Raw genomic sequence first — 24259 nt, 5'->3', positions numbered from 1 at the left:
TTCCCTTAATCCTTAACCGACGCTGTGTTCGAGGCTGATGGCTAATAATTTTTGTGCTTCCACCGCGAATTCGAGCGGTAACTCTGAGAACACGTCTTTGCAGAACCCGTTGACGATCATCGAGATGGCGTCATCTTCGCTGATGCCACGCTGCAGGCAATAGAACAGCTGATCTTCACCAATGCGCGACGTGGTGGCTTCGTGCTCCAGCTGCGCCGTGTTGTTGCGGCACTCCACGTACGGGAAAGTGTGCGCCCCGCTGTCGGGCCCGATCAACATCGAGTCGCACTGGGTGAAGTTACGAGCGTTGGTCGCTGTGGGCATGATTTTCACCAGGCCGCGGTAGCTGTTCTGGCTATGACCGGCGGAGATCCCTTTCGAGATGATCGTCGATTTGGTGTTCTTGCCGATGTGGATCATTTTGGTGCCGGTGTCCGCCTGCTGATGGCCGGAGGTCAGCGCCACGGAGAAGAACTCGCCGATGGAGTTGTCGCCACGCAGGATCACGCTCGGGTACTTCCAGGTGATGGCAGAGCCGGTTTCTGACTGTGTCCAGGACATCTTGCTGTTCTCACCTTCGCACAGGGCGCGCTTGGTGACGAAGTTCAGAATGCCGCCGGTGTTGTTGTCCCCCGGGAACCAGTTTTGCACCGTGGAGTACTTCACTTCCGCATCGCGGTGAATAATCACTTCCACTACGGCGGCGTGGAGCTGGTAGCTGTCGCGCACTGGTGCAGAACAGCCCTCGATGTAGCTCACATAGCTGCCTTCATCCGCCACTAAAATAGTGCGCTCGAACTGACCGGTTTTTTCCGCGTTGATACGGAAATAGGTGGACAGCTCCATCGGGCAGCGCACGCCTTTCGGGATGTAAATAAAGGTGCCGTCAGAGGCCACCGCGGCGTTAAGCGCGGCGAAGAAGTTATCGTTAGACGGCACCACGGTACCCAGGTATTTTTTGACCAGTTCCGGGTAGTCGTGAATCGCCTCGCCGAAGGAGCAGAAAATAATGCCCTGCTCGGAGAGTTTTTCGCGGTAAGTGGTTGCCACGGAAACTGAGTCAAAAATGGCGTCAACCGCCACTTCACTGCCTTCGCGCACCGGCACACCCAGTTGCTTAAACGCGTCTTCGACTTCGTTAGTCAGGAAGGCGTTTGGCGGCTGCTGAACCGCGCCGGGCTGGGACGCACAGGTGTCGTCGCAGCTCCCGCAGGATGGCGCAGAGTAATAGCTGTAATCCTGGTAATTCAGTTTGTCGTAATTCGCCTTCAGCCAGTGCGGCTCTTCCATTTTCAACCATGCATGGAAGGCGTTGAGACGAAACTCCAGCATCCATTCGGGCTCGTTACGACGGGCAGAGATTGCCCGAACCACCTCTTCATTTATGCCCTTCGCCAGCTGCTCGGTCTGCAGCTCGGTGAAAAAGCCCTCTTTATAATTGAGGTTGCCGGTCCAGGTTTTGACATCGTCAGTTGCTTCAGTATTACGAGACATAGTACCGCCTATACCCCAAAGCTTTCGCCGCAGCCGCACTCGTGCTGCGCTTTCGGGTTATTAAATTTAAAGATCTGATTCAGGCCTTCACGCACGTAATCCACTTCCGTGCCGTCGATAAAAGGCATGGCGGAGAGCGGCACCCACAGGCGCGCGCCGTCAAACTCATAGACCAGATCGTCCGGCTTCGGCTCGGTGACCGTGTCCAGCACGTAGCCAAAGCCAGCGCAGCCCGTCTGTTTGATACTCAGGCGGATGCCTTTAAGCTCGGGTTGTTTGGCGGCCAGATCGCGGATATGCGCGCTGGCGGCCGGGGTCAGGGTCAGCCCCTGCCAGGCAAAATCATTGGGATCAAAGGAACCGGTTTGCACATCCATTCTTCACCTCATCATTCTCTGCGCCCGAAGGCCGATACCCTTATGTTAATGATAACAATTATCAATACAACGTTATGAAAACAGGGGTATTCGCGAAACGCTGGTTTTTTGGGCGTCTTTACTAAGGATAGACCGTCATGAAACTCTTGCCGATGGCGAAAAGAGCTGTTTAAGCTACTGGTGTAAAAGGAAATATCAAAGATGAAAAACGCCTGAACCGGGCAAGACAAAAGATGTATAGAAAATATCTATTTATGTGATTGGAAGCGCACTGAATGCGAAATTAGCGCCATAAAGTACCAGTAATTTTCAGTTTTACGGGAACAAGAAGAGGTGCGGTCGCAGGGGGATTAAGGTATCTGTTCAGAAAAATCCGCCCCCTAGTTACCAGGGCATAAGGTTAACCAGGGGAACTGAGTTAGCTATGTTGAGCTGCATTACCACTCAAAGTTGACTGCCGCATTGTATGTCACGGCCTTGAAGTCTTCGGTATTGGTTGAAATCCCGGCCTTTGCGGCGACATTTTCATTGAACCGATACCCGCTACCAATGGCCATCGCGCTGGTAGATTCATACCCGCCTAGCGAGCCAGAAAGGTTGAATTTGCCAACGTTGTAGGGCTGGAAAAGCCCTGAGAGCGCCGCCTGGGAGGCAAACCCACGCTTCATTTTGTGATCCAGTTTATCCACGCGGTTACCGAGATGGTTAAGATCGCCATTAAGCTGGGTGATGGAGTCCTGGAACTGAGCATTGCTCCTGGCCTGACTCTGGTTAATGGTATTCTGCTGCGTATTCAGATTTGCCTGAGACTGGTTAATGGCCCCCTGCTGATTGTTCAGATTTGCCTGAGTCTGATTAATGGCCCCCTGCTGATTGTTCAGATTTGCCTGGGTCTGATTAATGGCCCCCTGCTGATTGTTGAGGTTAGCCTGGTTCGCATTAACCGTGGACTGCTGTTGATTCACCGCATTCTGCTGGCTATTTACGCTGTTCTGGTTCTCATTCCACTCGGCCTGCTTGACGTTGGTGGCATTCTGCCGATCGTTGAGCATTTTTTGTTGGTCATTGACTGTCTGCTGTTTTTGAATGCTTTCATTCAGCGCTGAATCAATGGTATCAACGTTATTTTTAATATCACCGAAATTTCCATTGGTTTTATCAGCATCAGCATGGGAGTTACTGGAAGTCACGTCTGATGACCAGTCCCCCCATTCAAGAGCAGAGACAGACTGGGTGACTAATAATCCAGAAACAAGAAAGGCCAACAAAGACTTATTATTCATTAAAATTACTCCATTATTATAATTAAACCATTACTGTGCGGAGAAATTATTCATAAATAGAATTAACAAGGCAACACAGAAATAATGATAAAAATAGCCTGAAGTGAATATTCTTAGCCATAAAAAATAAAATTAACCCATTGTTTTTAAAACAATAAAAACAAAAAAATAACAAATTAGACATAAACAAACACATCAAAAACCACCAGACTTTCAGAATTCACCTCGGGCAAAAGTGGTAAAAAATCGATAACAAAAATCAGATTTGGCAATAAGAGAAAACCATACACATACCAAAAAAAAACAAGATAAACAGATGAGATGAAGATCAGTTAGCTTTTATTGACGACTCTCATTACCTTCCATCGCTTTAACGTCGAATTTCCCGCAGCCTGTATGCGACAGGCTAACCCTCTGCCCTGAGATAAGAATGGCGTGAAAATATTCCGATTTATCGACTATCCTCCTGTTAAGAAAAAAGGAGCTTGTCCAATGCTGAAAATGATTATGGTCACCGCCCGCGATCGCGTGAGGCTGCAGGAAATTATCGGCGTTTTCCTTCGCTATGGATTGCAGGACATTGTGCGTTTGCTGGGCCTGGCCTCGCTGCATGACAAAATACGTGGCGGCAGCCAACACGATGCTTTACCGATGCCGCAGCGCCTGTGCGCGGCGCTGGAAGAACTGGGCCCGACGTTCGTTAAGCTCGGGCAAATCCTCTCAACCCGTAGCGACCTGCTTGACCCCGCATGGACGGAAGCGCTTAGCCAGTTGAATTCGAGCGCCAGCCCTCTGCCCTGGCCAAAGCTCGAGCCCTTCGTCGTGGCGACGCTTGGGGCTTCGCCTGCGGAGGTTTTCGCTACCTTTGATGAAACCCCGCTGGCCAGTGGCTCGATAGCACAAATTCACCGGGCCACGCTGAAAAATGGCGACGAGGTTATCGTCAAAATTCAGCGCCCCGGGATTGAAACAACCCTCAAGGCCGACCTGCGTTTACTCCGTTACCTCGCGGAAAGTCTGGAGCAGCAGAGCGCGGGGCTGGCTCGCTTTCAGCCGGTGATGCTGGTGCGTTATCTGGAAAACGCCCTGAATCAGGAACTGGATTTTTGCCATGAAGCAGCCAACGGGGAAAAGATTTATCAGTTTTTCGCTGACAACGAAGACGTCGTCATCCCCAGGATTTATTGGGACTGGTGCCACCCTACGCTGATGGTACAGGCATTTTTGCCCGGCGTGGCGCCGGTTGACAGCCAGCAGCTTGCCGCCGCCGGGTTTGATGGCCCCTTGTTGGCGCGTAAAGGCGCGACAGCGTTTATCAATATGCTCTTTGACCTGCGGACTTACCACGCAGATCCGCATCCCGGCAACGTCATGGCCCTGGCGGGCAACCGGGTCGGCTTCATTGATTTCGGCATGGTGGGAAGCCTGAGCCAGGCGCGACGCGACGAGCTGTTGTCGCTGATTTATGCCATCAGCGAGCGTGATGCCAGCGGGATTGTCGATGCCCTCATCGCCTGGAGTGGCCAGGAGACAGTAGATCTTACCGAACTGGAACTTGCAGCCAGCTATTTTCTGCAAAAACAGGGCAATCTCCCGCTACAGCTTGGAAAAGCGCTGACCGATATGCTTTCCACCGTCCGGGAATTCCAGCTGTCGCTGCCGCCGGATTTGGTTTTATTGTTTAAGGCGTTGATCACCGCGGACGGCGTATTGCTGAGAATGGATCCGCAGTTCGACATTATTCGCATTCTTCGCCCGGTGATTAAGCAGGAGCTGTTAAAACGCTATACCCGCCTCGGAAGCCGCAGACGCCTGCTTAAACTCGGCAATCAGCTTCTTGAGGGAGGTGATTCGCTGCCGCAGACCCTACGTCTGGTGATGCAAAGGCTTCGTCACGGTAAGCTGCACGCGGACATTAACGTAGAGAATATTAACCAGCTCGGAAAGTCGCTGGAGCGAGCGGCCTCTACTCTGGCGCTCGCCCTTGTTTTAGCCGCCCTGACAATCGCGATAGCTCCATGGCTGCTCGGGTTGAACTGGACGCTGTTTGGCATCCCATTTTTCCCTGTACTTGGCTTGTTGTGTGCTATTGCGGGAAGCGCATGGCTGGTTATTCGGTTGTTAAGGCGATGAGATTTACGACATCGGAGCCAGGTTCCGATGTCGTAAAAAATTAGTGCACAGAATGCTGCAGCACCGGATAGGTAAACAGCAATAAATGGGTCATATTCAGCCCGACATGAAACGCCACGGCAACCCACAGCCGCCCGCTCCACATCCACGCCAGGCCGTAAATAAGCCCCGCCAGTGCGGCAAAAACAATCAGCAGCGGGCCACCGGCGAAATGCAGCGCGCCGAATATCGCGGCTGAAATAATCAGCGCCACAACCGGGTGCATAAAGCCGGATAAACGCTGCTGGAGATACCCCCGGAAGAGCGCTTCCTCCGCCAGCGAAACAAAGAAAATATTTGCGAACAGGAACGGCGGCAGCCACTGCGGGAAATGAGGTTCAATCTTTAAGCCACCCAAAGCTACCGCCAATAGCAACAGCCCTGGGATCAAAGCAATCAGCAAGTTCCACCAGAGCTTAGCGGGCTGATATTTCGGCTCGCTGACGAACAGCGACTTCATCATCACCAGCAAAATAAAGGGCACCAGCGCTTTGTCGAAGTTGTAATACATGGAAAACCGCGCGCTTTGCGGCCCGGCGGTCACCGAGTCCAGCACCTTTGGATTATGGAAACCGGGGATAACATGGATGGTCAGCGCTACTGCGGCGGCGACCAGCAAAAATTCAAGCACATAGCGCACGGGCTTTCTGTTTGCGGCTTTTAAATAAGCGACGGCAAGAGCGGTGATTATCGCCAGTGAAGCCAGTGCTCGCCAGTCGAGTACGCCGTCAACGGCACCCCATACCACGGTCACCAGTAATAATCCGAGGGAAATTTTTTTATTAAATTGTAAAACCAGTAAGGCGGCTGCCAGCAATATCCACATCATTTTTCCTTAAGCCTGAAAACATCATGAGGCAGGTTTTTTAACAAAATGGGTGGTGGATATATAGTTTTTTAAAGAAATAATCACAAATTAAAACAATCCCACGTCCCCGAGGGCTGAACGTGGGAATATTTTAGCCGTTGCTTTACACCACCGCCGTAGTCAGGCGGGAGGTACAGCACAGCTGGTCTTGCTGATCGTAGATATCAATTTGCCACACCTGATGACGACGCCCCGCGTGCACCGCGCGACAAACGCCCCGCACCACGCCTTCTCGCGCCGAGCGGATATGGTTGGCGTTCACTTCCAGCCCAACCACCTTCTGGTCGCCTTCGGTGCACAGGTAGCCTGCTACGGAACCCAGCGTTTCCGCCAGCACCACCGACGCGCCGCCGTGCAGCAGGCCAAACGGCTGCCGGGTGCGCTCATCCACCGGCATGGTGGCCTCAATTTCGTTGTCGTCAAAACGCGTAAATTCAATGCCTACATGGCCGACCATATTGTTCGCGCCCATTTTATTGAGCGCGGCAAGCGTGGCTTCACGTCGCCAAATCATCCGATAATCTCCAGAAGAGCCTGTAATGGATGCCGTACGCCGTTGCCCTCAACGCGCTTGACCTGGCTGCGGCAGGAGTAGCCGGTTGCCAGACAGCGGTTGCGCGGCAGGCGCTGCATCGCCTGATGCCAGGAGAGTTCATAGATGCCCAATGAATTGGCGAGATTTTTCACCTCGTGACCGTAAGTGCCAGCCATGCCGCAGCAGCCAACGCTCACGCTCTCGAGCTTCGCGCCAAAACGAGCAAAAATACCGGCCCACTGATTCGGTGTCGCCGGCAACGCCGTTACTTCGGTACAGTGGCCAAAGAGGTACCATGCTTCCCCTCCCGCGCCCTGCACTTCCCGTTCTTTCAGCGCAGTCTGGAGCCATTCGTGCACCAGCTGCACCTGAAAATCACCGCGCTCTTCGCCTAATGTCTGTTTATATTCATCGCGGTAGCACAGGACCAGCGCCGGATCGACGCCGACCATCGGCATACCCAGTTTCGCAATGCGGTTCAGGAACTCAGACGTTTTACTCGCCGTGCGCGCAAAACGCTGCAGGAACCCTTTAATATGCTGAGCCTTACCGTTCGGTGAGAACGGCAGCACCACAGGTTCAAAGCCTAGCTTATCTGCAAGCTTAATAAAATCAGCCACCACCTGAGCATCGTAATAGCTGGTGAACGGGTCCTGCACCACCAGCACGGTTTTGGCGCGCTGCTCATCTGAGTAATGCTCCAGCTCTTCCAGCGTGACGTTGGCTGAGCGGTGCCCGACCAACTGCTGCTGCAGCGTCGGCGTGGACAGCATAGGCAGGTCAACCATACCGATGTGCCTGCGGGACAAACTCTGGACCCACGGCTGGCTCATAAAGAAGTTGAAGGTTTTTGGCGCGCGCGCCATCAGCGGCGCGTAGCTCTCCACGGAGGCCACAACGTGATCGCGCAGCGGGCGCAGATAGCGCGTGTGGTAAAGCTGCAGGAAGCGAGAGCGGAACTCCGGCACGTCGATTTTAATCGGGCATTGGGTCGAGCAGGCTTTACAGGCCAGGCAGCCGGACATCGCCTCTTTCACTTCGTGGGAAAAATCGTACTCGCCCTTGCTGGCGTGCCACGAGTTGCGGGTACGCTCGATAAGGCCTCGCAGGCTGGCGCGCTGCTCCGGCAGCTGTTTCTCAAGCTGCAGCGGGTCAACGCCTCGCTCGGCCAGCAGCCGCAGCCATTCACGGGTCAGCGTGGCTCGCCCTTTCGGGGAGTGGATACGGTTGCTGGAGATTTTCATCGACGGGCACATCGGGCTTTTCACGTCGAAGTTAAAGCACAGGCCATTGCCGTTGCACTCCATCGCGCCGCGCCAGGAGGTGCGTACCGCAATCGGGATTTGTCGGTCAAACGTCCCGCGCTTAACGGCATCGACCTGCATCATCGGGTCGTCCACGCCGAGCGGCGGGCAAATCTTCCCGGGGTTCAGCCGGTTAGCCGGGTCAAACACGGCTTTAATCCGGCGCAGTTCTTCATACAGCGTTTCACCGAAGAAGGCCGGGCTGTACTCGGCGCGGAACCCTTTGCCATGTTCGCCCCACAGCAGACCGCCGTATTTTGCCGTCAGCGCCACCACGTCGTCGGAGATGCTTTTCATCAGCATTTCCTGCTGCGGATCGCACATATCCAGCGCAGGGCGAACGTGCAACACGCCTGCATCAACGTGACCAAACATCCCGTAGCTCAGGTTGTGGCTATCCAGCAGAGCGCGGAATTCAACAATGTAGTCCGCCAGATGCTGCGGCGGCACGCAGGTGTCTTCGGCAAACGGAATCGGTTTAGCCTGGCCTTTGGCGTTCCCCAGCAGGCCAACGGCTTTTTTCCGCATGCCGTAGATTTTTTCGATACCGGCCAGCTCGTCACAAACCTGCCAGCCAATCACCCCGCCCTCGCCTGCGGCTATTAGCGCATCGAGGCGAGCACATAGCTCAGTGACCTGGCCGTCGATCAGTGCCTGGTCGTCCCCGGCAAACTCAACGATGTTCAGCCCAAGCATCTCTTTGTTCGGCACGTCGGTGATCAATTCGCTGACCGAGTGCCAGACGATATCTTCCCGCGCCAGATTCAGGACTTTGGAGTCGACGGTTTCCACCGACAGCGCCCGAGCATCCACCATAAAGGGCGCATTACGCAGGGCTGAATCGAAGGAGTCATACTTGACGTTCACCAGCCGGCGCACTTTCGGCAAGCGGGTGATATCCAGCTTCGCCTCGGTGATAAAGGCCAGCGTCCCCTCGGAGCCGGTAAGAATGCGGGTTAAATCGAACTTGCTTAGATCGTCATTAAAGACGTGGCGCAGGTCATAGCCGGTAAGAAAGCGGTTTAGTTTGGGGAATTTATCGATAATCAGCTCACGCTGCTCGCGGCAGCGTTCAAGCACGGTGCGGTAGATTTTACCGCTCGATGTCTCTTCGCGGCCCAGCTCTTCGGCAAGCCCGGTTGCCATCTGGTGCGTGTCCAGAATTTCACCGTCCATCAGCACGGCGCGCACGCCCAGCACATGATCGGAGGTTTTACCGTACACCAGCGATCCCTGCCCGGAGGCATCGGTATTAATCATTCCTCCCAGCGTGGCACGGTTACTGGTCGACAATTCCGGGGCAAAGAAGTAGCCGTGCGGCTTCAGGAACTGGTTGAGCTGGTCTTTAATCACGCCGGCTTCGACCCGCACCCAACCTTGTTCCGGGTTGATTTCGATAATGCGATTCATGTAGCGGGACATGTCCACCACGATGCCGCCGTTCAGCGACTGCCCGTTGGTGCCGGTGCCGCCGCCGCGCGGGGTAAACACCAGGGATTTAAAGCGCTCTTCGGAGGCCACGCGGGTAATCAGCGTGACGTCGGCGGTTGAACGAGGGAAAAGCACCGCATCCGGCAGCAGTTGGTAAATACTGTTGTCGGTCGCCATGGTCAGGCGGTCTGCGTAGCTAGTGGCGGTATCGCCGGTAAAGCCCTGTTGCTCCAGTGATGCTAAATAGCTGAGCACCAGCTGAACGACGCCAGGTGCCTGAGAAATTTGTGGGATCATTGACGGGTCGACCCTGTGTTGCTTAGTAAGAGTTATCGTTTGCGTGTCTGTTTTGTTTTTATCATATTCCATCGCGATTTGCGGCTGTTATTTCAGATAACGCGATGCGAAATGCACCTGTCAAAAATCGAGGAAATACATCATCATTAAATTATCGCCATGCGAATTTAGCGCGGGTGCATTTTATTGAGGTGATTCTTCCTATGATCAAAGTCAGTCAGCCAAAGGATCTGCTGCAGATCCTGCTGTCCGTGCTGTTTATTTCGGTGATGATTCTTGCCTGTCTGTGGATAGTGCGCCCGTTTGTTTTGGGCTTCGCCTGGGCCGGAACCATCGTCATTGCGACCTGGCCGCTGCTCATCAAATTGCAAAAGCTGCTGTGGGGCAAACGCTCCCTTGCGGTGCTGGTGATGACGCTGCTCCTGCTGATGCTGTTTGTCATCCCGGTCGCGATGTTAGTGAACAGCCTGGTGGACAACAGCGGCCCGGTGATTAACTGGGCGACCAAAGGGCACATGGCGCTGCCCGCCTTCGAATGGCTGCACAGCGTCCCACTTATTGGCGATAAACTTTACAGCGGCTGGAACACGCTGGTGAGCAGCGGCGGCAGCGCGATTATGGAAAAGATCCGGCCCTATATCGGCACGACGACCAGTTGGTTCCTTGGTCAGGCCGTACACATAGGTACTCTGCTGGTACATCTCGGCCTGATGCTGCTGTTCAGCGTGCTGCTGTATGCCAAAGGTGAGACGCTGGGGAACGGCATTCGTCATTTCGCCTTCCGCCTCGCGGACAAACGCGGTGATGCTGCCGTACTGCTGGCCGGCCAGGCAATTCGCGCCGTAGCGCTGGGCGTGGTTGTCACCGCGCTAGCACAGGGTGTACTGGGCGGTATTGGCCTGGCGGTGTCCGGCATTCCTTACGCCGCGCTGCTTACGGTGCTGATGGTGCTTAGCTGCCTGATTCAGCTTGGCCCGCTGGTGATTCTGGTGCCCGCCATTATCTGGCTGTACTGGAGCGGCGATACCACCTGGGGGACGGTGCTGTTGGTATGGAGTTGTGTCGTTGGCACCATGGATAACGTGATTCGCCCGGTGCTTATTCGCATGGGCGCGGACTTGCCGATGATTCTGATTCTTTCCGGCGTGATCGGCGGCTTGATTGCCTTCGGGATGATTGGCCTGTTTATCGGCCCGGTGCTGCTGGCGGTTTCTTATCGCCTGATTTCGGTCTGGATGCACGAGGCGCCTGCCCCACAGGACGATCCACAAGAGGTGGTCGAACTGCTTGAGGAGCAGCAGACGCTGAATGTGAAGCAATAAGGATGCGGAGGGTTTGAGGAGTTCCTGTTCGCTCAAACCCTCTATGCGATAACAGCTAAGTTTCCGTTCACATCCTCTACATCTCCACAGGAACTTTTTTAACGACAGAATAGCTTGCGCCTAAAGCAGTGACTTAACGCAAATGGTTAATAAATCTAATCAATAACGCATTTTCCCTTCGCTATTCCGGCCATTGAAGCCCCCATTCCGGGCTATGCTGCCTCAAGTTATTTACCTTCTGTTAACGATTGAGACGAATCTGAGTGACGCCACTTAGTGAGATGCCTACTATTTAACTCACGGTTATGAATCAACACGTTGATTTATAAACATCGAAATCCCCTGAGTGAAACAACGAATTGCTGTGTGTAGTCTTTGCCCATCTTGATGATGGGCTTTTTTTTATTCTGATTTCGCAAAGTGATTGATAAGCGCCCCATGCAGAACCAACGGGGCAACGGTCAGGTGGCTCTGTCCTTCTACCAGCGTAAAATCAACCCGGGTCGGGGCGTTAGCTATCAGGGCATTAGCCATTTCGCGGTTCCCGTCTACCATCGCTCGCTGCCCACGATGTTTTAATAGCGTGGCGCGCTTCTCTTCCGACAGCCTGGCCTCCTGCGGCTGCAGCGACTGTTCATAACTTCCCACGGAGAGCGATAGCTGAGCATTTCCCTTATCAGGCCGCCAGTTTTGCGCCATTCGCAGCAGATAGCGATCGTTCCACCACACCGATGGGCTTGAGGCGTAATAATGCTGGAAAGCGCCCGGCGAGGTCATAAACAGCCAGGTGGTGAACAGGCCGCCATAGGAGTGCCCAAAAAGCGCCTGCCGCTGCGGATTGATTTTCCACTGCTTTTCGACCCAGGGCCGGAGTTCGGCGTCAATAAACCGCCAGAATTTCTGCGCCTCGCCGGGGGCGCCTGGCGGATAAGTGCCCCCTGCCGGATTCGGCTCCAGCACCACTTTTTCTACCGCAGGTCGATAATCCCGCTCCCGGCGGCTGTTTTCCGGGTAGTCAATCGCCACCACCACGCCTGGCGTCAACGGGCAACGCTCACAGGTCAGGCGCTGCATCAGCGACACCGCGCCGGGGAAGACGGACTCACCGTCCAGAAGGTAAATCACCGGCCAGCCTTCTGAAGGCGCTTCGCCTTCAGGCCAGGAAACCATAATTTTATACTCACCGTTTTCCGGCGAATGCAGACTGTGTACCAGCGTATTCGCCAGCGTGTAGGGCTTATCCTCGATGACCGCTGCCCCCGAGGGAGCAGCGAGTGCGATAAGCGCCATAAGCAGATAGCGCAAAAGTTCTCCTTACCAGCGATAGCTGACGGTGGCGGTTAAGGTACGGCCAATGCCGTAGAAACAGGCTGAATCCGACGCGCAGGACGCCACGTATTTTGTGTCCGACAGATTATTGACGTTGAACTGCAGGGCGGCCCCTTTTAAATCAGGGCTCACTTCTCCCAGCTCGTAACGCAGCATGGCGTCATAGAGATCCACGGCCGCCACTTTAAAGGTATTTTTCGCATCGCCATAGCTGGTCCCGATGTAGCGAACCCCGACACCTGCCGTCAGGTTTTTCAGCAGGCCTTCAGGAATAGTGTAACTGCCCCACGCCGAGGCCATATGTGTTGGAACACGCGCGGGCGTTTTTCCTTCGGTGCCCGCCACGGTGGTGCTCACGGTTTCCGCATCCGTCCAGGTGTAAGAGCCTATCAGGTTGAGGCTGTTAAACAGCGTGGAATGCACCTCCGCCTCCAGCCCTTTAGAACGGATTTCACCGGCGTTTTCAAACCAACCCAGCGCGCTGTTGTAGGTCCCAACGTTTGTCTGGCGGAGATCGAACACCGCCAGCGTCATGAAGGTCTCTTTCAGCGGCTGATACTTCAGGCCCACTTCGGTCTGCTTGCCCAGGCTTGGGTCGAACGGCGCAGCGCCTGGCGCACGGTTGGTCTGCAGATTGGGCTCAAACGAGGTGCTGTAGCTGATATACGGCGACAGGCCAAAATCAAAGGCGTAAAGCAGCCCCGTACGCCAGGTGAACTTGCTGTCATTCTGCTGCGTCGTTTTACTTTTTAACCTGTCCGTCGTGCGCACTTCGGCCCAATCATAACGCCCGGAAAGCAGCAGTTGCCAGTTGTTCCAGCTGAGCTGATCCTGCAGGTACACGCCCGTCTGGTCGAGATTCTGCTGGTCGTCGTTCACCGCGCTGAAGGTGCTTTCGTCCACATTGAGGCCATATACCGGATTCGGCCAGTACAGATCGTATTTCGCCCCGGTGCCGCGGCTGAGCTGCTGCCGGTCATGGTTAGACTTGTAATCCAGGCCGCCTAACAGCGTATGCCCCAGCGCGCCGGTATCAAACTGCGCCTCAAGCTGGTTATCCACGCCAAACTCATCGGTATCACGCGTTTCTCGCTGCGCACGGCGCGAAAGTAGCGTCTCGCTTTTTGAGGTGGAATACACGAGGTAACGGTACTTCTGTTTGATGCTGGCGTAACGGGCGTTCTGGCGGAAGGTGAAGATATCGTTGAAGCTGTGCTCGAACTCATAGCCCACCATCGTTTGCTCGCGCCACGACTGGTCGTAATTGGGATCGCTAACGTTAAAGTCCAGCGGGATATACCCCGCCGTGGTTTCCGTCACCAGGCCTGCGGCAGGCAGGAAGTTACGATAGCCCGCCTTCGGGTCTTTCTGGTAGCTGGTCAGTAAAGTAAAACGAGTCTGCTCGTTGGGATACCAGGTCAGCGCCGGCGCAATCGCCAGGCGCTGCTCTTTGTAATCGGCCACCTGGCTGTGCTGCGTGCGTGCGATGCCGTTCAGGCGATAAAGCACCCGATTATCGTCGCTTAGCGAGCCGCCAAAATCAAAAGCCCCCTCGGCCAGATGCTGGTTGCCTGAGCGGAACTGCACTTCATGTATCGCTTCCCTTGTCGGCCGCTTGCTGGTCATGCTGATAAGCCCGCCGGGGTTCACCTGGCCGAACAACACGGATGCCGGGCCACGCACCAGCTCCACGCGCTCAAGCAGCCACGGGTCAAACGTCCCGGTCTGGGAAGACGCTGTTGCGCCGTAGCTCAGTCCGTCAAGATATTTTGGGACATAGCTGAAGCCGCGCACAAACACCTCATCGTTGCGGTTCGAACTGCCCCGATACTCCGTCAGTACCCCGGCCGAATAGCGCAAAGCCTGCGACACGGAGGTAACATCCTGCGCGTTCATTTGGTCGCGGGTAATCACCGAAACCGACTGCGGCGTTTGGAGCAAATCAGCCGCGGTTTTCGTTGCAGACAGCGTTTTGGTAGCCACCATCCCCTTCAGCGGCGCAGAAGGATCCTCGCTAACGGAGCCGGTGACAACCAGAGTTTCCTCGCTGCCCTGCCGCTCCTGCGCCTGAACGCTGTTTCCCATCCCCAGGGCACTGAATCCCATCAGCCAAAGGCCGCAGGTTACCTTATTATTTTTAAAGTGCATGACCGTAACATCCCATGTGATTAGGTGAATTAAGTTCGCCTTTCTCTCCTGTTACGTTTTGTCGTAAAACGCAACGACTCGCAATGTTATTGCAAATCAATCTCATTTGCATTAGCGTGTGTGCACTTTTTTATCAGGAATGATAAACACGATGAGAGCCGCGTGGAGCGCATTAATGTTGGGACTTTGTTCAGCGTCGGCGGTGGCCGCGACCTGTACTTTTACCGGCAGCCAGGGTGAGCAGGATGGGAAGTTCGACGCCAGCGGCGAAATCTGCTTTGCCCTTCCGGCGCTGGGTGAAAATTACGCCAACGTCCGGTTGAGCGGCGTAACCGACGCCAGCCTGGTGGACAGCAAAGGCAGGCTCTGGCGTTCGCTGGTGGAAAATGGGCCGGTGGATGGCCAGCACAATCCGCTTTTTGCCCTGCCCGTCGGTCAGCCTTCTACGCTGGTGCTTCGCGGTGAGCCCGGCAGGCGCTGGCTGTTTCGCTGGCAGATCCGTGAAACCGTGCCGCTCAAGCGTAACGACGAACAATCCCCGGAAAGCCCGGCACTGCTGGCGCTTGAGCAGGCTCTGAGCCACGGCGCAAGTACGGAAGCTTTCTGGCAGGAAAGGCGCGAGCAGGGCACGCCGCTGGTCGAGCCCATCGATGCCAGCCGCAAACGCGTGACGTTCCTGTGGCGAGGCGCACAGGGCAACGTGTTCGTGCTCGGTTCACCGGCCGGTGACCATGACCCGATGTTCCGCCTCGGGCAGTCCGACGTCTGGTATCGCAGCTATGTGGTACCGGCTGATACGCTAATGCAGTACAAACTTGCCCCCGACGTTCCCCTTGTGGAAGGCACCGCGCGCGACCAGCGCCGGGCGATTCTGGTGTCGGCCCAGACTGACCCGCTTAACCCGCAATTCAGCCCCGCAGGCAAAGGCGACCGCTGGAATCGTTTCTCACTTTTAGACCTGACCACCCACCGCTATTTTACCCCGCAGGCAACCGCCGAGCCGATTAGGCAGGGCTCCCTGGTTCGCTATCAGGTAGAAAGCAAAAAGCTGGCTAACCGGCGGGAAGTGGCCGTCTACCGGCCACGCGGGGGGCAGCCCGCCCGCTGGACGCTAATGCTGTTCGATGGCCGTATGTACCAGGACCGTTATCATCTCGCCAATGTGCTGGACGGCCTGATAGCCCGTCATGCCCTGCCGCCGGTTAACGCCGTGTTTATCGACAGCCTCGACGGCGAGCGACGGGAAAAAGAGCTGCCGCCCAATCCCGATTTCGCCGATTTTATGGCCGAAGAGCTGGTGCCGTGGCTGCGCCGTCAGGGCATCACCACTCCGGCACAAAAAACCATCGTGGCAGGCTCCAGTTACGGCGGTCTGGCATCGTCCTGGGTGGCGCTTCGCCATCCCGAAGCGTTTGGCAACGTGCTGAGTTTGTCCGGCTCTTACTGGTGGGCACCCGAGGGCGAAGCGCCGGGCTGGCTTACCCGTCAGTATCAGGCATCCCCGCGCTTGCCGGTGCGATTTTGGCTGCAGGCGGGACGCTTTGAAAGCAAAGGCGCAGACGGCGGTATTTACCGTAATACGCAACAGCTTGAAGCCGTGCTGCGTGAAAAGGGCTACGAGGTGAGCTTTAACCCCTGGTCGAGTGGGCATGATTATGCGGCGTGGTGCGAGGCCATTATTACCGGCATGAAGGAATTGATTAAGCGGGGATAAGTGTCGGCCCGGTGGCCTGCCCCGCATAAGGCAGGCAGGCTCCGGGCCGGATCCCCTCTCTTTATTGCAGAGAAGGGTTGAACGTTACTTATTCAGTTCAGCAAGGCTGAGCCAGGTTTGCACCACGGTGTCCGGGTTCAGGGACAGGCTGTCAATCCCCTCTTCCATCAGCCAGGCGGCAAAGTCTTCGTGATCGGACGGCCCCTGCCCACAGATCCCGACGTATTTACCCTGTTTCTTCGCCGCTTTAATCGCCATCGACAGCAGCGCTTTCACCGCGTCGTTACGCTCGTCAAACAGTTCAGACACCACACCAGAGTCGCGATCCAGGCCCAGCGCAAGCTGCGTCATGTCGTTCGAGCCAATGGAGAAGCCGTCAAAGTATTGCAGGAACTCGTCCGCCAGCAGGGCGTTGGACGGGATCTCGCACATCATGATGATCTTCAGCCCGTTCTCACCGCGCTTCAGGCCCTGACGTTCCAGTTCCTCAACCACCGCTTTTGCCTGGGCAACGGTACGCACAAACGGCACCATCACTTCGACGTTGGTCAGGCCCATTTCATTACGCACGCGCTTCATGGCCGCGCATTCCAGCGCGAAGCAGTCGCGGAAGCTGTCTGCCACGTAGCGACCTGCCCCACGGAAGCCCAGCATTGGGTTCTCTTCTTCCGGCTCATAACGCTCGCCGCCCACCAGGTTGGCGTATTCGTTAGATTTGAAGTCAGACAGACGTACAATCACGCGCTTCGGCCAGAACGCCGCACCTAAAGTCGCGATCCCTTCGGTCAGGCGACCCACGTAGAACTCAACCGGATCGTCATAACCTTTCATCATCGTGCGGATTTCCGCCTGCAGCGCGGGCTCCTGCTGGTCGAACTCCAGCAGCGCGCGCGGGTGCACGCCAATCATGCGGTTGATGATAAATTCCAGACGCGCCAGGCCAACGCCTTCGTTCGGCAGGCAGGCGAAGTCAAACGCACGATCCGGGTTGCCAACGTTCATCATGATCTTCAGCGGCAGATCCGGCATGGCATCAACCGTGGAGCTTTTCACGGTGAAGTCGAGGATCTCCGCGTAAACGTAGCCGGTGTCGCCTTCGGCGCAGGAAACGGTCACGTTCTGGCCGTCTTTCATGCGCTCGGTGGCATCGCCACAGCCCACAACGGCTGGAATACCAAGCTCACGTGCGATGATGGCCGCGTGGCAGGTACGCCCGCCGCGGTTGGTGACAATCGCCGCCGCTTTTTTCATGATCGGTTCCCAGTCCGGGTCGGTCATGTCAGTGACCAGCACGTCGCCCGGCTGGATGCGGTTCATTTCGCTGATGTCGTGGATCACTTTTACCGGACCCGCGCCGATGCGGTGACCAATCGCGCGGCCTTCCGCCACGATCTGCCCCTGCGCGTGCAGCTGGTAGCGTTCCATCACCTGGCCCTGAGAACGCACGGTTTCCGGGCGAGCCTGAACGATGAACAGCTTGCCGGTATGGCCGTCTTTAGCCCACTCGATGTCCATCGGGCGGCCATAATGTTTTTCGATTTGTACCGCCTGCTTAGCCAGTTCCTGAATCTCTTCCTGGGTAATACAGAAGCGGTCGCGATCGGCTTCCGGCACGTCTTCAATCCGCACCTGCTTGCCGTGTTCCTGCGTTGGAGCGTAGACCATGCGAATTTTTTTCGAACCCATGGTGCGGCGAACGATGGCCGGATTACCCGCCTCAAGCGTTGGCTTGTGCACGTAGAATTCATCCGGGTTTACGGCGCCCTGCACAACCATTTCACCCAGGCCCCACGCGGCGGTAATAAACACCACCTGATCGAAACCGGATTCGGTATCAATGGAGAACATCACCCCGGAAGAAGCGAGGTCGGAGCGCACCATACGCTGAACGCCAGCGGAGAGCGCCACGCCGCGGTGGTCGTAGCCTTGATGCACGCGGTAGGAGATTGCACGGTCGTTAAACAGCGAGGCAAAAACGTGTTTCACCGCCACCAGCACGGCATCATAGCCCTGCACGTTGAGGAAAGTTTCTTGTTGCCCGGCAAAGGAAGCGTCCGGCATGTCTTCCGCAGTGGCCGAAGAACGCACCGCAAAAGAGGCCTCGGCATCATCGGAGGAGAGCGTTTGGTACGCTTCACGAATGGCATGCTCCAGCTCAGGCTGGAAAGGCGTGTCAATAATCCACTGGCGAATCTGCGCCCCGGCTTTTGCCAGTTCGCTCACATCGTCAATGTCGGTTTTATCCAGCAGCTCGTAGATACGCTGGTTCACGCCGCTCTGGTCGAGAAACAGGTTAAACGCCTCGGCGGTGGTCGCAAAACCGTTCGGGACGGAAACGCCCATACCCGAAAGATTGGTAATCATTTCACCCAGGGAGGCATTTTTGCCTCCGACCCTGTCTACATCATTCATGCCAAGTTGGTTATACCAAAGCACCAGCGGTGACGAGCCGTTATTGGACATCGAAACAATCCTTTTTTAAATGAATGGGTACAAGAAACACCAGACTTCGTATTTAGCTTTGCATATTCTTAGGGGGGAATGAAACCAGTGAATCGTTCAAGCAAAATAAAATATGACGTTTTCGGATAGATCCGCTCATTTCATAAACCATTGATTATCATATAATCCTCACAGTTTAGATGGGTATAGTATTGATTTGAATATATTTAAGATGGTTTATTAAATTTAAAAACGCTATTTCACTTTTTAAATTAAGATTAGCGCTACTCGGAATCCCTTGTTTTACTTTATGCTTTAGGGAAACCGGTTCCCCGCTCAGGAATAAAAATGGATAATTTAGTCGATCGTCAGGTATTTTGTATTTCCGATGGCACCGCGATTACCGCAGAGGTACTTGGTCACGCGGTCATGTCACAATTCCCGGTATCTATCAACAGTATTACGCTGCCGTTTGTTGAAAATGAAAGCCGCGCAAAAGCGGTAAAAGAGCAGATTGACGCTATTTACCAACAAACCGGGGTGCGTCCGCTGGTGTTTTATTCCATCGTGCTGCCCAATATCCGCGACATCATTATGCAGAGCGAAGGTTTCTGTCAGGACATCGTGCAAACCCTGGTTGCGCCGCTGCAGCAGGAGCTAAAACTCGACCCGACTCCCGTCGCCCACCGAACGCACGGCCTTAACCCCGGTAACCTGACGAAATACGACGCCCGTATTGCCGCCATTGATTACACGCTGGCGCACGACGACGGGATTTCGATGCGCAATCTCGATCAGGCGCAGGTCATTTTGCTGGGCGTATCCCGCTGTGGAAAAACGCCGACCAGCCTGTACCTCGCGATGCAGTTTGGCATTCGCGCCGCGAACTACCCTTTTATTGCCGATGACATGGACAACATTCAGCTCCCGGCCGTGCTTAAACCGCTGCAGCACAAGCTTTTTGGTCTGACCATTAACCCTGAACGCCTGGCCGCCATTCGTGAAGAACGGCGTGAAAACAGCCGCTATGCCTCTCTCCGCCAGTGCCGTCTGGAGGTCGCCGAAGTGGAAGCTCTGTTCCGTAAAAATCAGATCCGCTACCTCAACAGCACCAACTATTCTGTTGAAGAGATGGCGACCAAAATTCTCGACATTATGGGGCTGAATCGCCGCATGTACTAAGAAACTAGTACAAAAGATCGAGCGTGTATGCTAGGGTGTACAGACTGCGGTGGGGCAATCCTTTCGCCAAAGCCGGCCGGATGTTGAAATCGGTCAGCTTTGGTTTATTGTGATCCCCATCACTTCCCGGTAAATCTGCCGCAGAGAAGACAAAATTTCTGAGACACCCAATGAACAAAACAGATGAATTGCGAACCGCGCGCATCGACAGCCTGGTGACACCGGCTGAGCTAACCGAGCGCTTCCCGGTTTCCGCCGAGGTTGCCCAGCACGTCACCGCCGCCCGCCGCCGGATCGAAAAGATCCTCACCGGTGAAGATAAGCGCCTGCTGGTTATCGTCGGCCCCTGCTCGATCCACGATCTTGACGCCGCGATGGACTATGCTCGCCGCCTCAAAACGCTGCGTGAAAAACATCAGGATCGTCTTGAGATCGTGATGCGTACCTACTTCGAAAAACCCCGCACCGTCGTCGGCTGGAAAGGGTTAATTTCCGATCCTGATCTGAACGGCAGCTACCGCATTAATTACGGCCTCGAACAGGCGCGCCGCCTGCTGCTGCAGGTCAACGAGCTGGGTGTCCCTACCGCGACCGAATTTCTGGATATGGTGACCGGGCAGTATATCGCCGACCTGATTAGCTGGGGCGCCATTGGCGCGCGCACGACCGAAAGCCAGATCCACCGTGAAATGGCGTCCGCACTCTCCTGTCCGGTTGGCTTTAAAAATGGTACAGATGGCAATACCCGCATTGCGGTGGATGCCATCCGCGCCGCGCGTGCCAGCCATATGTTCCTCTCCCCGGATAAACAGGGGCAGATGACGATTTACCAGACCAGCGGCAACCCTTACGGCCATATTATTATGCGCGGCGGCAAGCAGCCGAATTATCACGCAGAAGACATTGCCGCCGCCTGCGACACGCTGGGCGCGTTTGACTTGCCTGAACATCTGGTGATTGATTTCAGCCACGGCAACTGCCAGAAGCAGCACCGCCGTCAGTTGGATGTTTGCGAAGATGTTTGCACGCAAATTCGCAACGGCTCGAGGGCGATTGCCGGGATCATGGCGGAAAGCTTCCTGAAAGAAGGGACGCAGCAAATCGTTGCTGGCAAGCCCCTGACTTACGGGCAGTCGATCACCGATCCTTGCCTTAACTGGGAAGATACGGAAACGCTGGTCGCGATGCTGGCGCAGGCCACTGACCGACGCTTCTGATAGTTTCCACCGGCGGGCACTTGATAACCCGCCGGATATCATAGCATTACGCCTCGCGACAACTCGCCCGCAAAGAAATTCCCTGATTCACACAATTCTTACAAATAATGCTTGCTGCTGATTCGGCTTTTTCTGATAATGATTCTCATTGTTACACTGATTGTCATTTGTAAACAGAGTGAAGCGTATGGACAAACCATTCACCCCCGCCCGCCCACAGCCCGCGACAGAACCTCGCCAGGTTGACAGCAAAACGCTGCTCGGTGCCGATGGCCGCGTTGTTATCGTCCATGAAGGACAGCAATATCTGTTACGCCAGACTCAGGCCGGGAAGCTGATCCTGACCAAATAAATTAAACAAACCGTTCCCCACACCCTAACGGGGAAATTAGCCAGCCACCCAGGTCATACCCAGGCAGCCAGCGCTTTCGATATTCCTTAGGAGAGTTGCGCTATGCCTTGCACCAACACAGCAGGTTTTCGTCTGTCTGTACTCACGTTAGCCGTATTTACCGCCCTGCCCGCTTTCGCAAAAGACGATCAAATGACCGTGGTTGCCACCGGTAACCAACGCAGCACTTTCGAAGCCCCAATGATGGTGAGCGTTATCGATGCGAATTCGCCAGAGAGCCAGACGTCCACGTCAGCCGCTGACATGCTGCGCAAAGTTCCGGGGATCACCATCGACGGCACCGGGCGCACCAACGGCCAGGACATCAACATGCGCGGTTACGACCGCCGTGGTGTACTTACCCTGGTAGACGGCATTCGTCAGGGCACCGACACCGGCCACCTGAACAGTACGTTCCTCGATCCCGCGCTGATTAAGCGTATTGAAGTGGTACGTGGTCCGGCGGCTCTGCTGTACGGCAGCGGCGCGCTGGGCGGTGTTATTTCCTATGAAACCGCAGACGCCGCCGATCTTCTATTTGACGGGCAAAACAGCGGCTTCCGCGTCTTCAGCACCGGCGGTACCGGCGACCACAGCATCGGCATGGGCGCCAGTGCCTTTGGCCGTACCGATAACCTGGATGGCGTCGTCGCCTGGTCCAGCCGCGATCGCGGTAACCTGCGCCAGAGCAACGGTGAAACCGCGCCTAATGACGAAAACATCGGCAACCTGCTGACCAAAGGCACCTGGTATATCGATTCGGCTCAGTCGCTGTCCGGCTCCCTGCGCTACTACAATAACAACGCGCAGGAACCGAAAAACCCGCAGACGCCGGATGCCTCAGCCTCCAGCAACCCGATGACCAATCGCTCCACCATTCAGCGCGACGCGCAGCTGAAATACCACCTCAATCCGCAGGATAACGACTGGCTGAACGCGACCGCGACGGCCTACTGGTCCGAAGCTCGTATCAACGCCGAAACCCCTAATCAGGGGGGTGAATTCCGTAAACAGACGACCAAAGGCGGTAAGCTCGAAAACCGCAGCCGTCTGTTTAGCGACAGCTTCGCGGCTAACCTGCTGACCTACGGCAGCGAATATTATCGTCAGGAGCAGGCTCCTGGTGGCCTGACGACCGGTTTCCCACAGGCGAAAATCAACTTTGGTTCCGGCTGGCTGCAGGATGAAATCACCCTGCGCGACCTGCCGATTTCTATCCTGGCCGGGACGCGTTATGACAACTACAGCGGCAGCAGTCAGGGTTATAAAGACGTGGATGCCGACAAGTGGTCATCACGCGGGGCGGTTTCTGTCACCCCAACCGACTGGCTGATGCTGTTTGGTTCCTATGCGCAGGCGTTCCGTGCGCCGACCATGGGCGAGATGTACAACGACTCCAAGCACTTCTCTATCGGCACTCGCTACACCAACTATTGGGTACCAAACCCGAACCTGCGCCCGGAAACCAACGAAACGCAGGAATACGGCTTCGGTCTGCGCTTCGACAATCTGGCCATGGCTAACGACGGCCTGGAATTCAAAGCCAGCTACTTCGACACCAAAGCGAAAGATTACATCTCTACCACCGTGGACTTCGCCAAAGCGACCACCATGTCCTACAACGTGCCAAAAGCAAAAATTTGGGGCTGGGACGTCAACGCGAAGTACACCGCCGATCTGTTCAGCCTGGATACCGCCTATAACCGTACCCGCGGTAAAGATGAAGATACCGGCGAGTACATCTCCAGCCTGAACCCGGACACCGTCACCACCACCCTGGACATCCCTGTGTCACACAGCGGCTTCTCCGTGGGCTGGGTCGGCACCTTCGCCGAGCGTTCCACCCATATCAGCAGCTCCTATGCACAGCAGCCGGGCTATGCGGTCAGCGATTTTTATGTCAGCTACAAAGGGCAGCAGCAGCTGCGCGGTTTAACCACCACGCTGGTGTTTGGCAACGCCTTCGATAAAGAGTACTGGTCACCGCAGGGTCTCCCGCAGGATGGCCGTAACGGTAAAATTTTCGTGAGCTATCAATGGTAAAGGAGTTATTCATGAGTCAGCGTTACGACAGCTGGATCCAGCTTAAGCAAGAACACCCGAAAAAATATGCCCGGGATATCGCCAAACTGATGCACATCAGCGAGGCGGAACTGACCCATGCCCGCGTCGGGCACGACGCATGGCGCCTGAATGGCGATGTGAAAGAGATCTTCGCCGCGCTGGAAGCCGTGGGGGAAACAAAGTGCATCTGCCGCAACGAATATGCCGTTCACGAGCAGGTAGGCCGCTTTGAGAACCAGCACCTTAACGGCCACGCCGGGCTGGTACTGAATCCTCGTGCGCTGGATCTGCGTTTGTTCCTGAACCAGTGGGCGAGCGTGTTCCACGTCCGGGAAGAGACCGCTCGCGGCGAACGCCAGAGCATTCAATTCTTTGACCATCAGGGTGATGCGCTGCTGAAGGTATACACCACCGACAACACCGATGTTGAAGCCTGGAGCCAGGTGCTGACCCGTTTCATCCACACCGACAATCCGGCGCTGGCGATCAAAGCCGTTGAAGAAGCGGTAATGACGCCTACGGTCGAGGCCGACAAGGTGGACGCAGAATGGCGCGCGATGACGGATGTACACCAGTTCTTCCAGCTGCTTAAACGCCATCAGCTGACTCGCCAGCAGGCTTTCCGCCTGGTGAAAAACGATCTGGCCTGTCGCGTAGATAACGAAGCGCTGTCCCAACTTTTTTTTTTC

At 55.5% G+C, this 24259-nt stretch carries 17 protein-coding genes and 1 other RNA gene; 9 read left to right on the top strand and 9 right to left on the bottom strand.

Going from position 1 to position 24259, the window contains the following annotated elements; all coding sequences use genetic code 11:
* Nucleotides 1-12 precede the first annotated feature (12 nt).
* The 3 genes from sufB to F3J26_RS12180 form a co-directional block, all read right to left on the bottom strand.
* A complete protein-coding gene (gene sufB, locus F3J26_RS12190; RefSeq protein ID WP_008456512.1) occupies nt 13-1494 on the bottom strand; it encodes a Fe-S cluster assembly protein SufB in 1482 nt (493 codons plus the stop codon).
* 8 nt (nt 1495-1502) lie between these two features.
* Nucleotides 1503-1871, bottom strand: coding sequence for a Fe-S cluster assembly scaffold SufA (gene sufA / locus F3J26_RS12185; RefSeq protein WP_039292468.1), 369 nt, complete (start codon nt 1869-1871; stop codon nt 1503-1505).
* 437 nt (nt 1872-2308) lie between these two features.
* Nucleotides 2309-3154 (bottom strand): YadA-like family protein, encoded by an 846-nt coding sequence (locus tag F3J26_RS12180; RefSeq protein ID WP_166994092.1) that lies wholly within the window; start codon nt 3152-3154, stop codon nt 2309-2311.
* A 492-nt stretch (nt 3155-3646) separates the two neighbouring features.
* Here F3J26_RS12180 and F3J26_RS12175 point away from each other — a divergent pair, with 492 nt between their 5' ends.
* Nucleotides 3647-5287, top strand: a complete 1641-nt coding sequence (locus tag F3J26_RS12175; protein WP_166994090.1) for an ABC1 kinase family protein — start codon at nt 3647-3649, stop codon at nt 5285-5287.
* A 40-nt stretch (nt 5288-5327) separates the two neighbouring features.
* Here the strand turns inward: F3J26_RS12175 and F3J26_RS12170 are convergent, their stop codons facing one another.
* The 3 genes from F3J26_RS12170 to ydiJ all read right to left on the bottom strand — a co-directional run bounded on the left by F3J26_RS12170 (nt 5328) and on the right by ydiJ (nt 9761).
* Nucleotides 5328-6152, bottom strand: coding sequence for a CPBP family intramembrane glutamic endopeptidase (locus F3J26_RS12170; protein ID WP_205246495.1), 825 nt, complete (start codon nt 6150-6152; stop codon nt 5328-5330).
* A 145-nt stretch (nt 6153-6297) separates the two neighbouring features.
* Nucleotides 6298-6708 carry a 1,4-dihydroxy-2-naphthoyl-CoA hydrolase gene (gene menI, locus F3J26_RS12165; RefSeq protein ID WP_008456522.1) on the bottom strand — a complete coding sequence of 137 codons (411 nt, stop codon included), beginning with the start codon at nt 6706-6708 and terminating at the stop codon, nt 6298-6300.
* A complete protein-coding gene (ydiJ, locus tag F3J26_RS12160; RefSeq protein WP_166994086.1) occupies nt 6705-9761 on the bottom strand; it encodes a D-2-hydroxyglutarate dehydrogenase YdiJ in 3057 nt (1018 codons plus the stop codon). The genes menI and ydiJ overlap by 4 nt, the downstream gene beginning before the upstream one ends.
* A gap of 203 nt (nt 9762-9964) precedes the next feature.
* Here ydiJ and ydiK point away from each other — a divergent pair, with 203 nt between their 5' ends.
* Nucleotides 9965-11083 carry an AI-2E family transporter YdiK gene (gene ydiK, locus F3J26_RS12155; RefSeq protein WP_166994084.1) on the top strand — a complete coding sequence of 373 codons (1119 nt, stop codon included), beginning with the start codon at nt 9965-9967 and terminating at the stop codon, nt 11081-11083.
* A gap of 299 nt (nt 11084-11382) precedes the next feature.
* An RNA gene (gene rprA, locus F3J26_RS12150) (antisense sRNA RprA) lies at nt 11383-11489 on the top strand.
* Here rprA and F3J26_RS12145 read toward each other — a convergent pair.
* Together F3J26_RS12145 and F3J26_RS12140 are read right to left on the bottom strand one after the other, a co-directional pair.
* A complete protein-coding gene (locus F3J26_RS12145; protein WP_166994081.1) occupies nt 11486-12388 on the bottom strand; it encodes an alpha/beta hydrolase in 903 nt (300 codons plus the stop codon). The two genes, rprA and F3J26_RS12145, sit on opposite strands and share 4 nt — an antisense overlap.
* Before the next feature lie 9 nt (nt 12389-12397).
* Entirely contained in the window at nt 12398-14560 is a 2163-nt protein-coding gene (locus tag F3J26_RS12140; protein WP_166994079.1) for a TonB-dependent siderophore receptor, read from the bottom strand.
* A gap of 151 nt (nt 14561-14711) precedes the next feature.
* Here F3J26_RS12140 and F3J26_RS12135 point away from each other — a divergent pair, with 151 nt between their 5' ends.
* Nucleotides 14712-16274 (top strand): alpha/beta hydrolase-fold protein, encoded by a 1563-nt coding sequence (locus tag F3J26_RS12135; protein ID WP_166994077.1) that lies wholly within the window; start codon nt 14712-14714, stop codon nt 16272-16274.
* An 84-nt stretch (nt 16275-16358) separates the two neighbouring features.
* Here the strand turns inward: F3J26_RS12135 and ppsA are convergent, their stop codons facing one another.
* A complete protein-coding gene (ppsA, locus tag F3J26_RS12130) occupies nt 16359-18737 on the bottom strand; it encodes a phosphoenolpyruvate synthase (RefSeq protein WP_008456532.1) in 2379 nt (792 codons plus the stop codon).
* A gap of 327 nt (nt 18738-19064) precedes the next feature.
* Between ppsA and ppsR the strand changes: the two genes are divergently transcribed.
* From ppsR to F3J26_RS12105, 5 genes are all read left to right on the top strand, one after another.
* Nucleotides 19065-19898 carry a posphoenolpyruvate synthetase regulatory kinase/phosphorylase PpsR gene (ppsR, locus tag F3J26_RS12125; RefSeq protein ID WP_008456534.1) on the top strand — a complete coding sequence of 278 codons (834 nt, stop codon included), beginning with the start codon at nt 19065-19067 and terminating at the stop codon, nt 19896-19898.
* Nucleotides 19899-20068: 170 nt separating this feature from the next.
* Complete coding sequence (gene aroH / locus F3J26_RS12120; RefSeq protein ID WP_166994075.1) at nt 20069-21115, top strand: 3-deoxy-7-phosphoheptulonate synthase AroH; 1047 nt, start codon at nt 20069-20071, stop codon at nt 21113-21115.
* 187 nt (nt 21116-21302) lie between these two features.
* A complete protein-coding gene (hemP, locus tag F3J26_RS12115; RefSeq protein ID WP_008456537.1) occupies nt 21303-21467 on the top strand; it encodes a hemin uptake protein HemP in 165 nt (54 codons plus the stop codon).
* A gap of 102 nt (nt 21468-21569) precedes the next feature.
* The gene (locus F3J26_RS12110) at nt 21570-23549 is read left to right on the top strand and encodes a TonB-dependent hemoglobin/transferrin/lactoferrin family receptor (RefSeq protein WP_166994073.1); all 1980 of its coding nucleotides are present in this window, start codon (nt 21570-21572) and stop codon (nt 23547-23549) included.
* Between the two features lie 11 nt (nt 23550-23560).
* Nucleotides 23561-24259, top strand: a 699-nt coding sequence (locus tag F3J26_RS12105) for a ChuX/HutX family heme-like substrate-binding protein (protein WP_166994071.1), incomplete at its 3' end; no start/stop codon positions are given.

It is taken from the genome of Enterobacter sp. Ap-867, assembly GCF_011752855.1.
GTDB lineage: Bacteria > Pseudomonadota > Gammaproteobacteria > Enterobacterales > Enterobacteriaceae > Cedecea.
This window is presented reverse-complemented; position numbering and strand designations above follow the sequence as displayed.

Excerpts from the sequence above, each read along its gene's own strand:
- F3J26_RS12170 (WP_205246495.1), bottom strand. The coding sequence starts at position 6,152 with ATGTGGATATTGCTGGCAGCCGCCTTACTGGTTTTACAATTTAATAAA.
- sufA (WP_039292468.1), bottom strand. The coding sequence starts at position 1,871 with ATGGATGTGCAAACCGGTTCCTTTGATCCCAATGATTTTGCCTGGCAG.
- sufB (WP_008456512.1), bottom strand. The coding sequence starts at position 1,494 with ATGTCTCGTAATACTGAAGCAACTGACGATGTCAAAACCTGGACCGGC.
- ydiJ (WP_166994086.1), bottom strand. The coding sequence starts at position 9,761 with ATGATCCCACAAATTTCTCAGGCACCTGGCGTCGTTCAGCTGGTGCTC.
- ppsR (WP_008456534.1), top strand. The coding sequence starts at position 19,065 with ATGGATAATTTAGTCGATCGTCAGGTATTTTGTATTTCCGATGGCACC.
- F3J26_RS12140 (WP_166994079.1), bottom strand. The coding sequence starts at position 14,560 with ATGCACTTTAAAAATAATAAGGTAACCTGCGGCCTTTGGCTGATGGGA.
- ydiK (WP_166994084.1), top strand. The coding sequence starts at position 9,965 with ATGATCAAAGTCAGTCAGCCAAAGGATCTGCTGCAGATCCTGCTGTCC.
- F3J26_RS12180 (WP_166994092.1), bottom strand. The coding sequence starts at position 3,154 with ATGAATAATAAGTCTTTGTTGGCCTTTCTTGTTTCTGGATTATTAGTC.
- F3J26_RS12110 (WP_166994073.1), top strand. The coding sequence starts at position 21,570 with ATGCCTTGCACCAACACAGCAGGTTTTCGTCTGTCTGTACTCACGTTA.
- aroH (WP_166994075.1), top strand. The coding sequence starts at position 20,069 with ATGAACAAAACAGATGAATTGCGAACCGCGCGCATCGACAGCCTGGTG.
- hemP (WP_008456537.1), top strand. The coding sequence starts at position 21,303 with ATGGACAAACCATTCACCCCCGCCCGCCCACAGCCCGCGACAGAACCT.
- F3J26_RS12175 (WP_166994090.1), top strand. The coding sequence starts at position 3,647 with ATGCTGAAAATGATTATGGTCACCGCCCGCGATCGCGTGAGGCTGCAG.
- F3J26_RS12135 (WP_166994077.1), top strand. The coding sequence starts at position 14,712 with ATGAGAGCCGCGTGGAGCGCATTAATGTTGGGACTTTGTTCAGCGTCG.
- menI (WP_008456522.1), bottom strand. The coding sequence starts at position 6,708 with ATGATTTGGCGACGTGAAGCCACGCTTGCCGCGCTCAATAAAATGGGC.
- ppsA (WP_008456532.1), bottom strand. The coding sequence starts at position 18,737 with ATGTCCAATAACGGCTCGTCACCGCTGGTGCTTTGGTATAACCAACTT.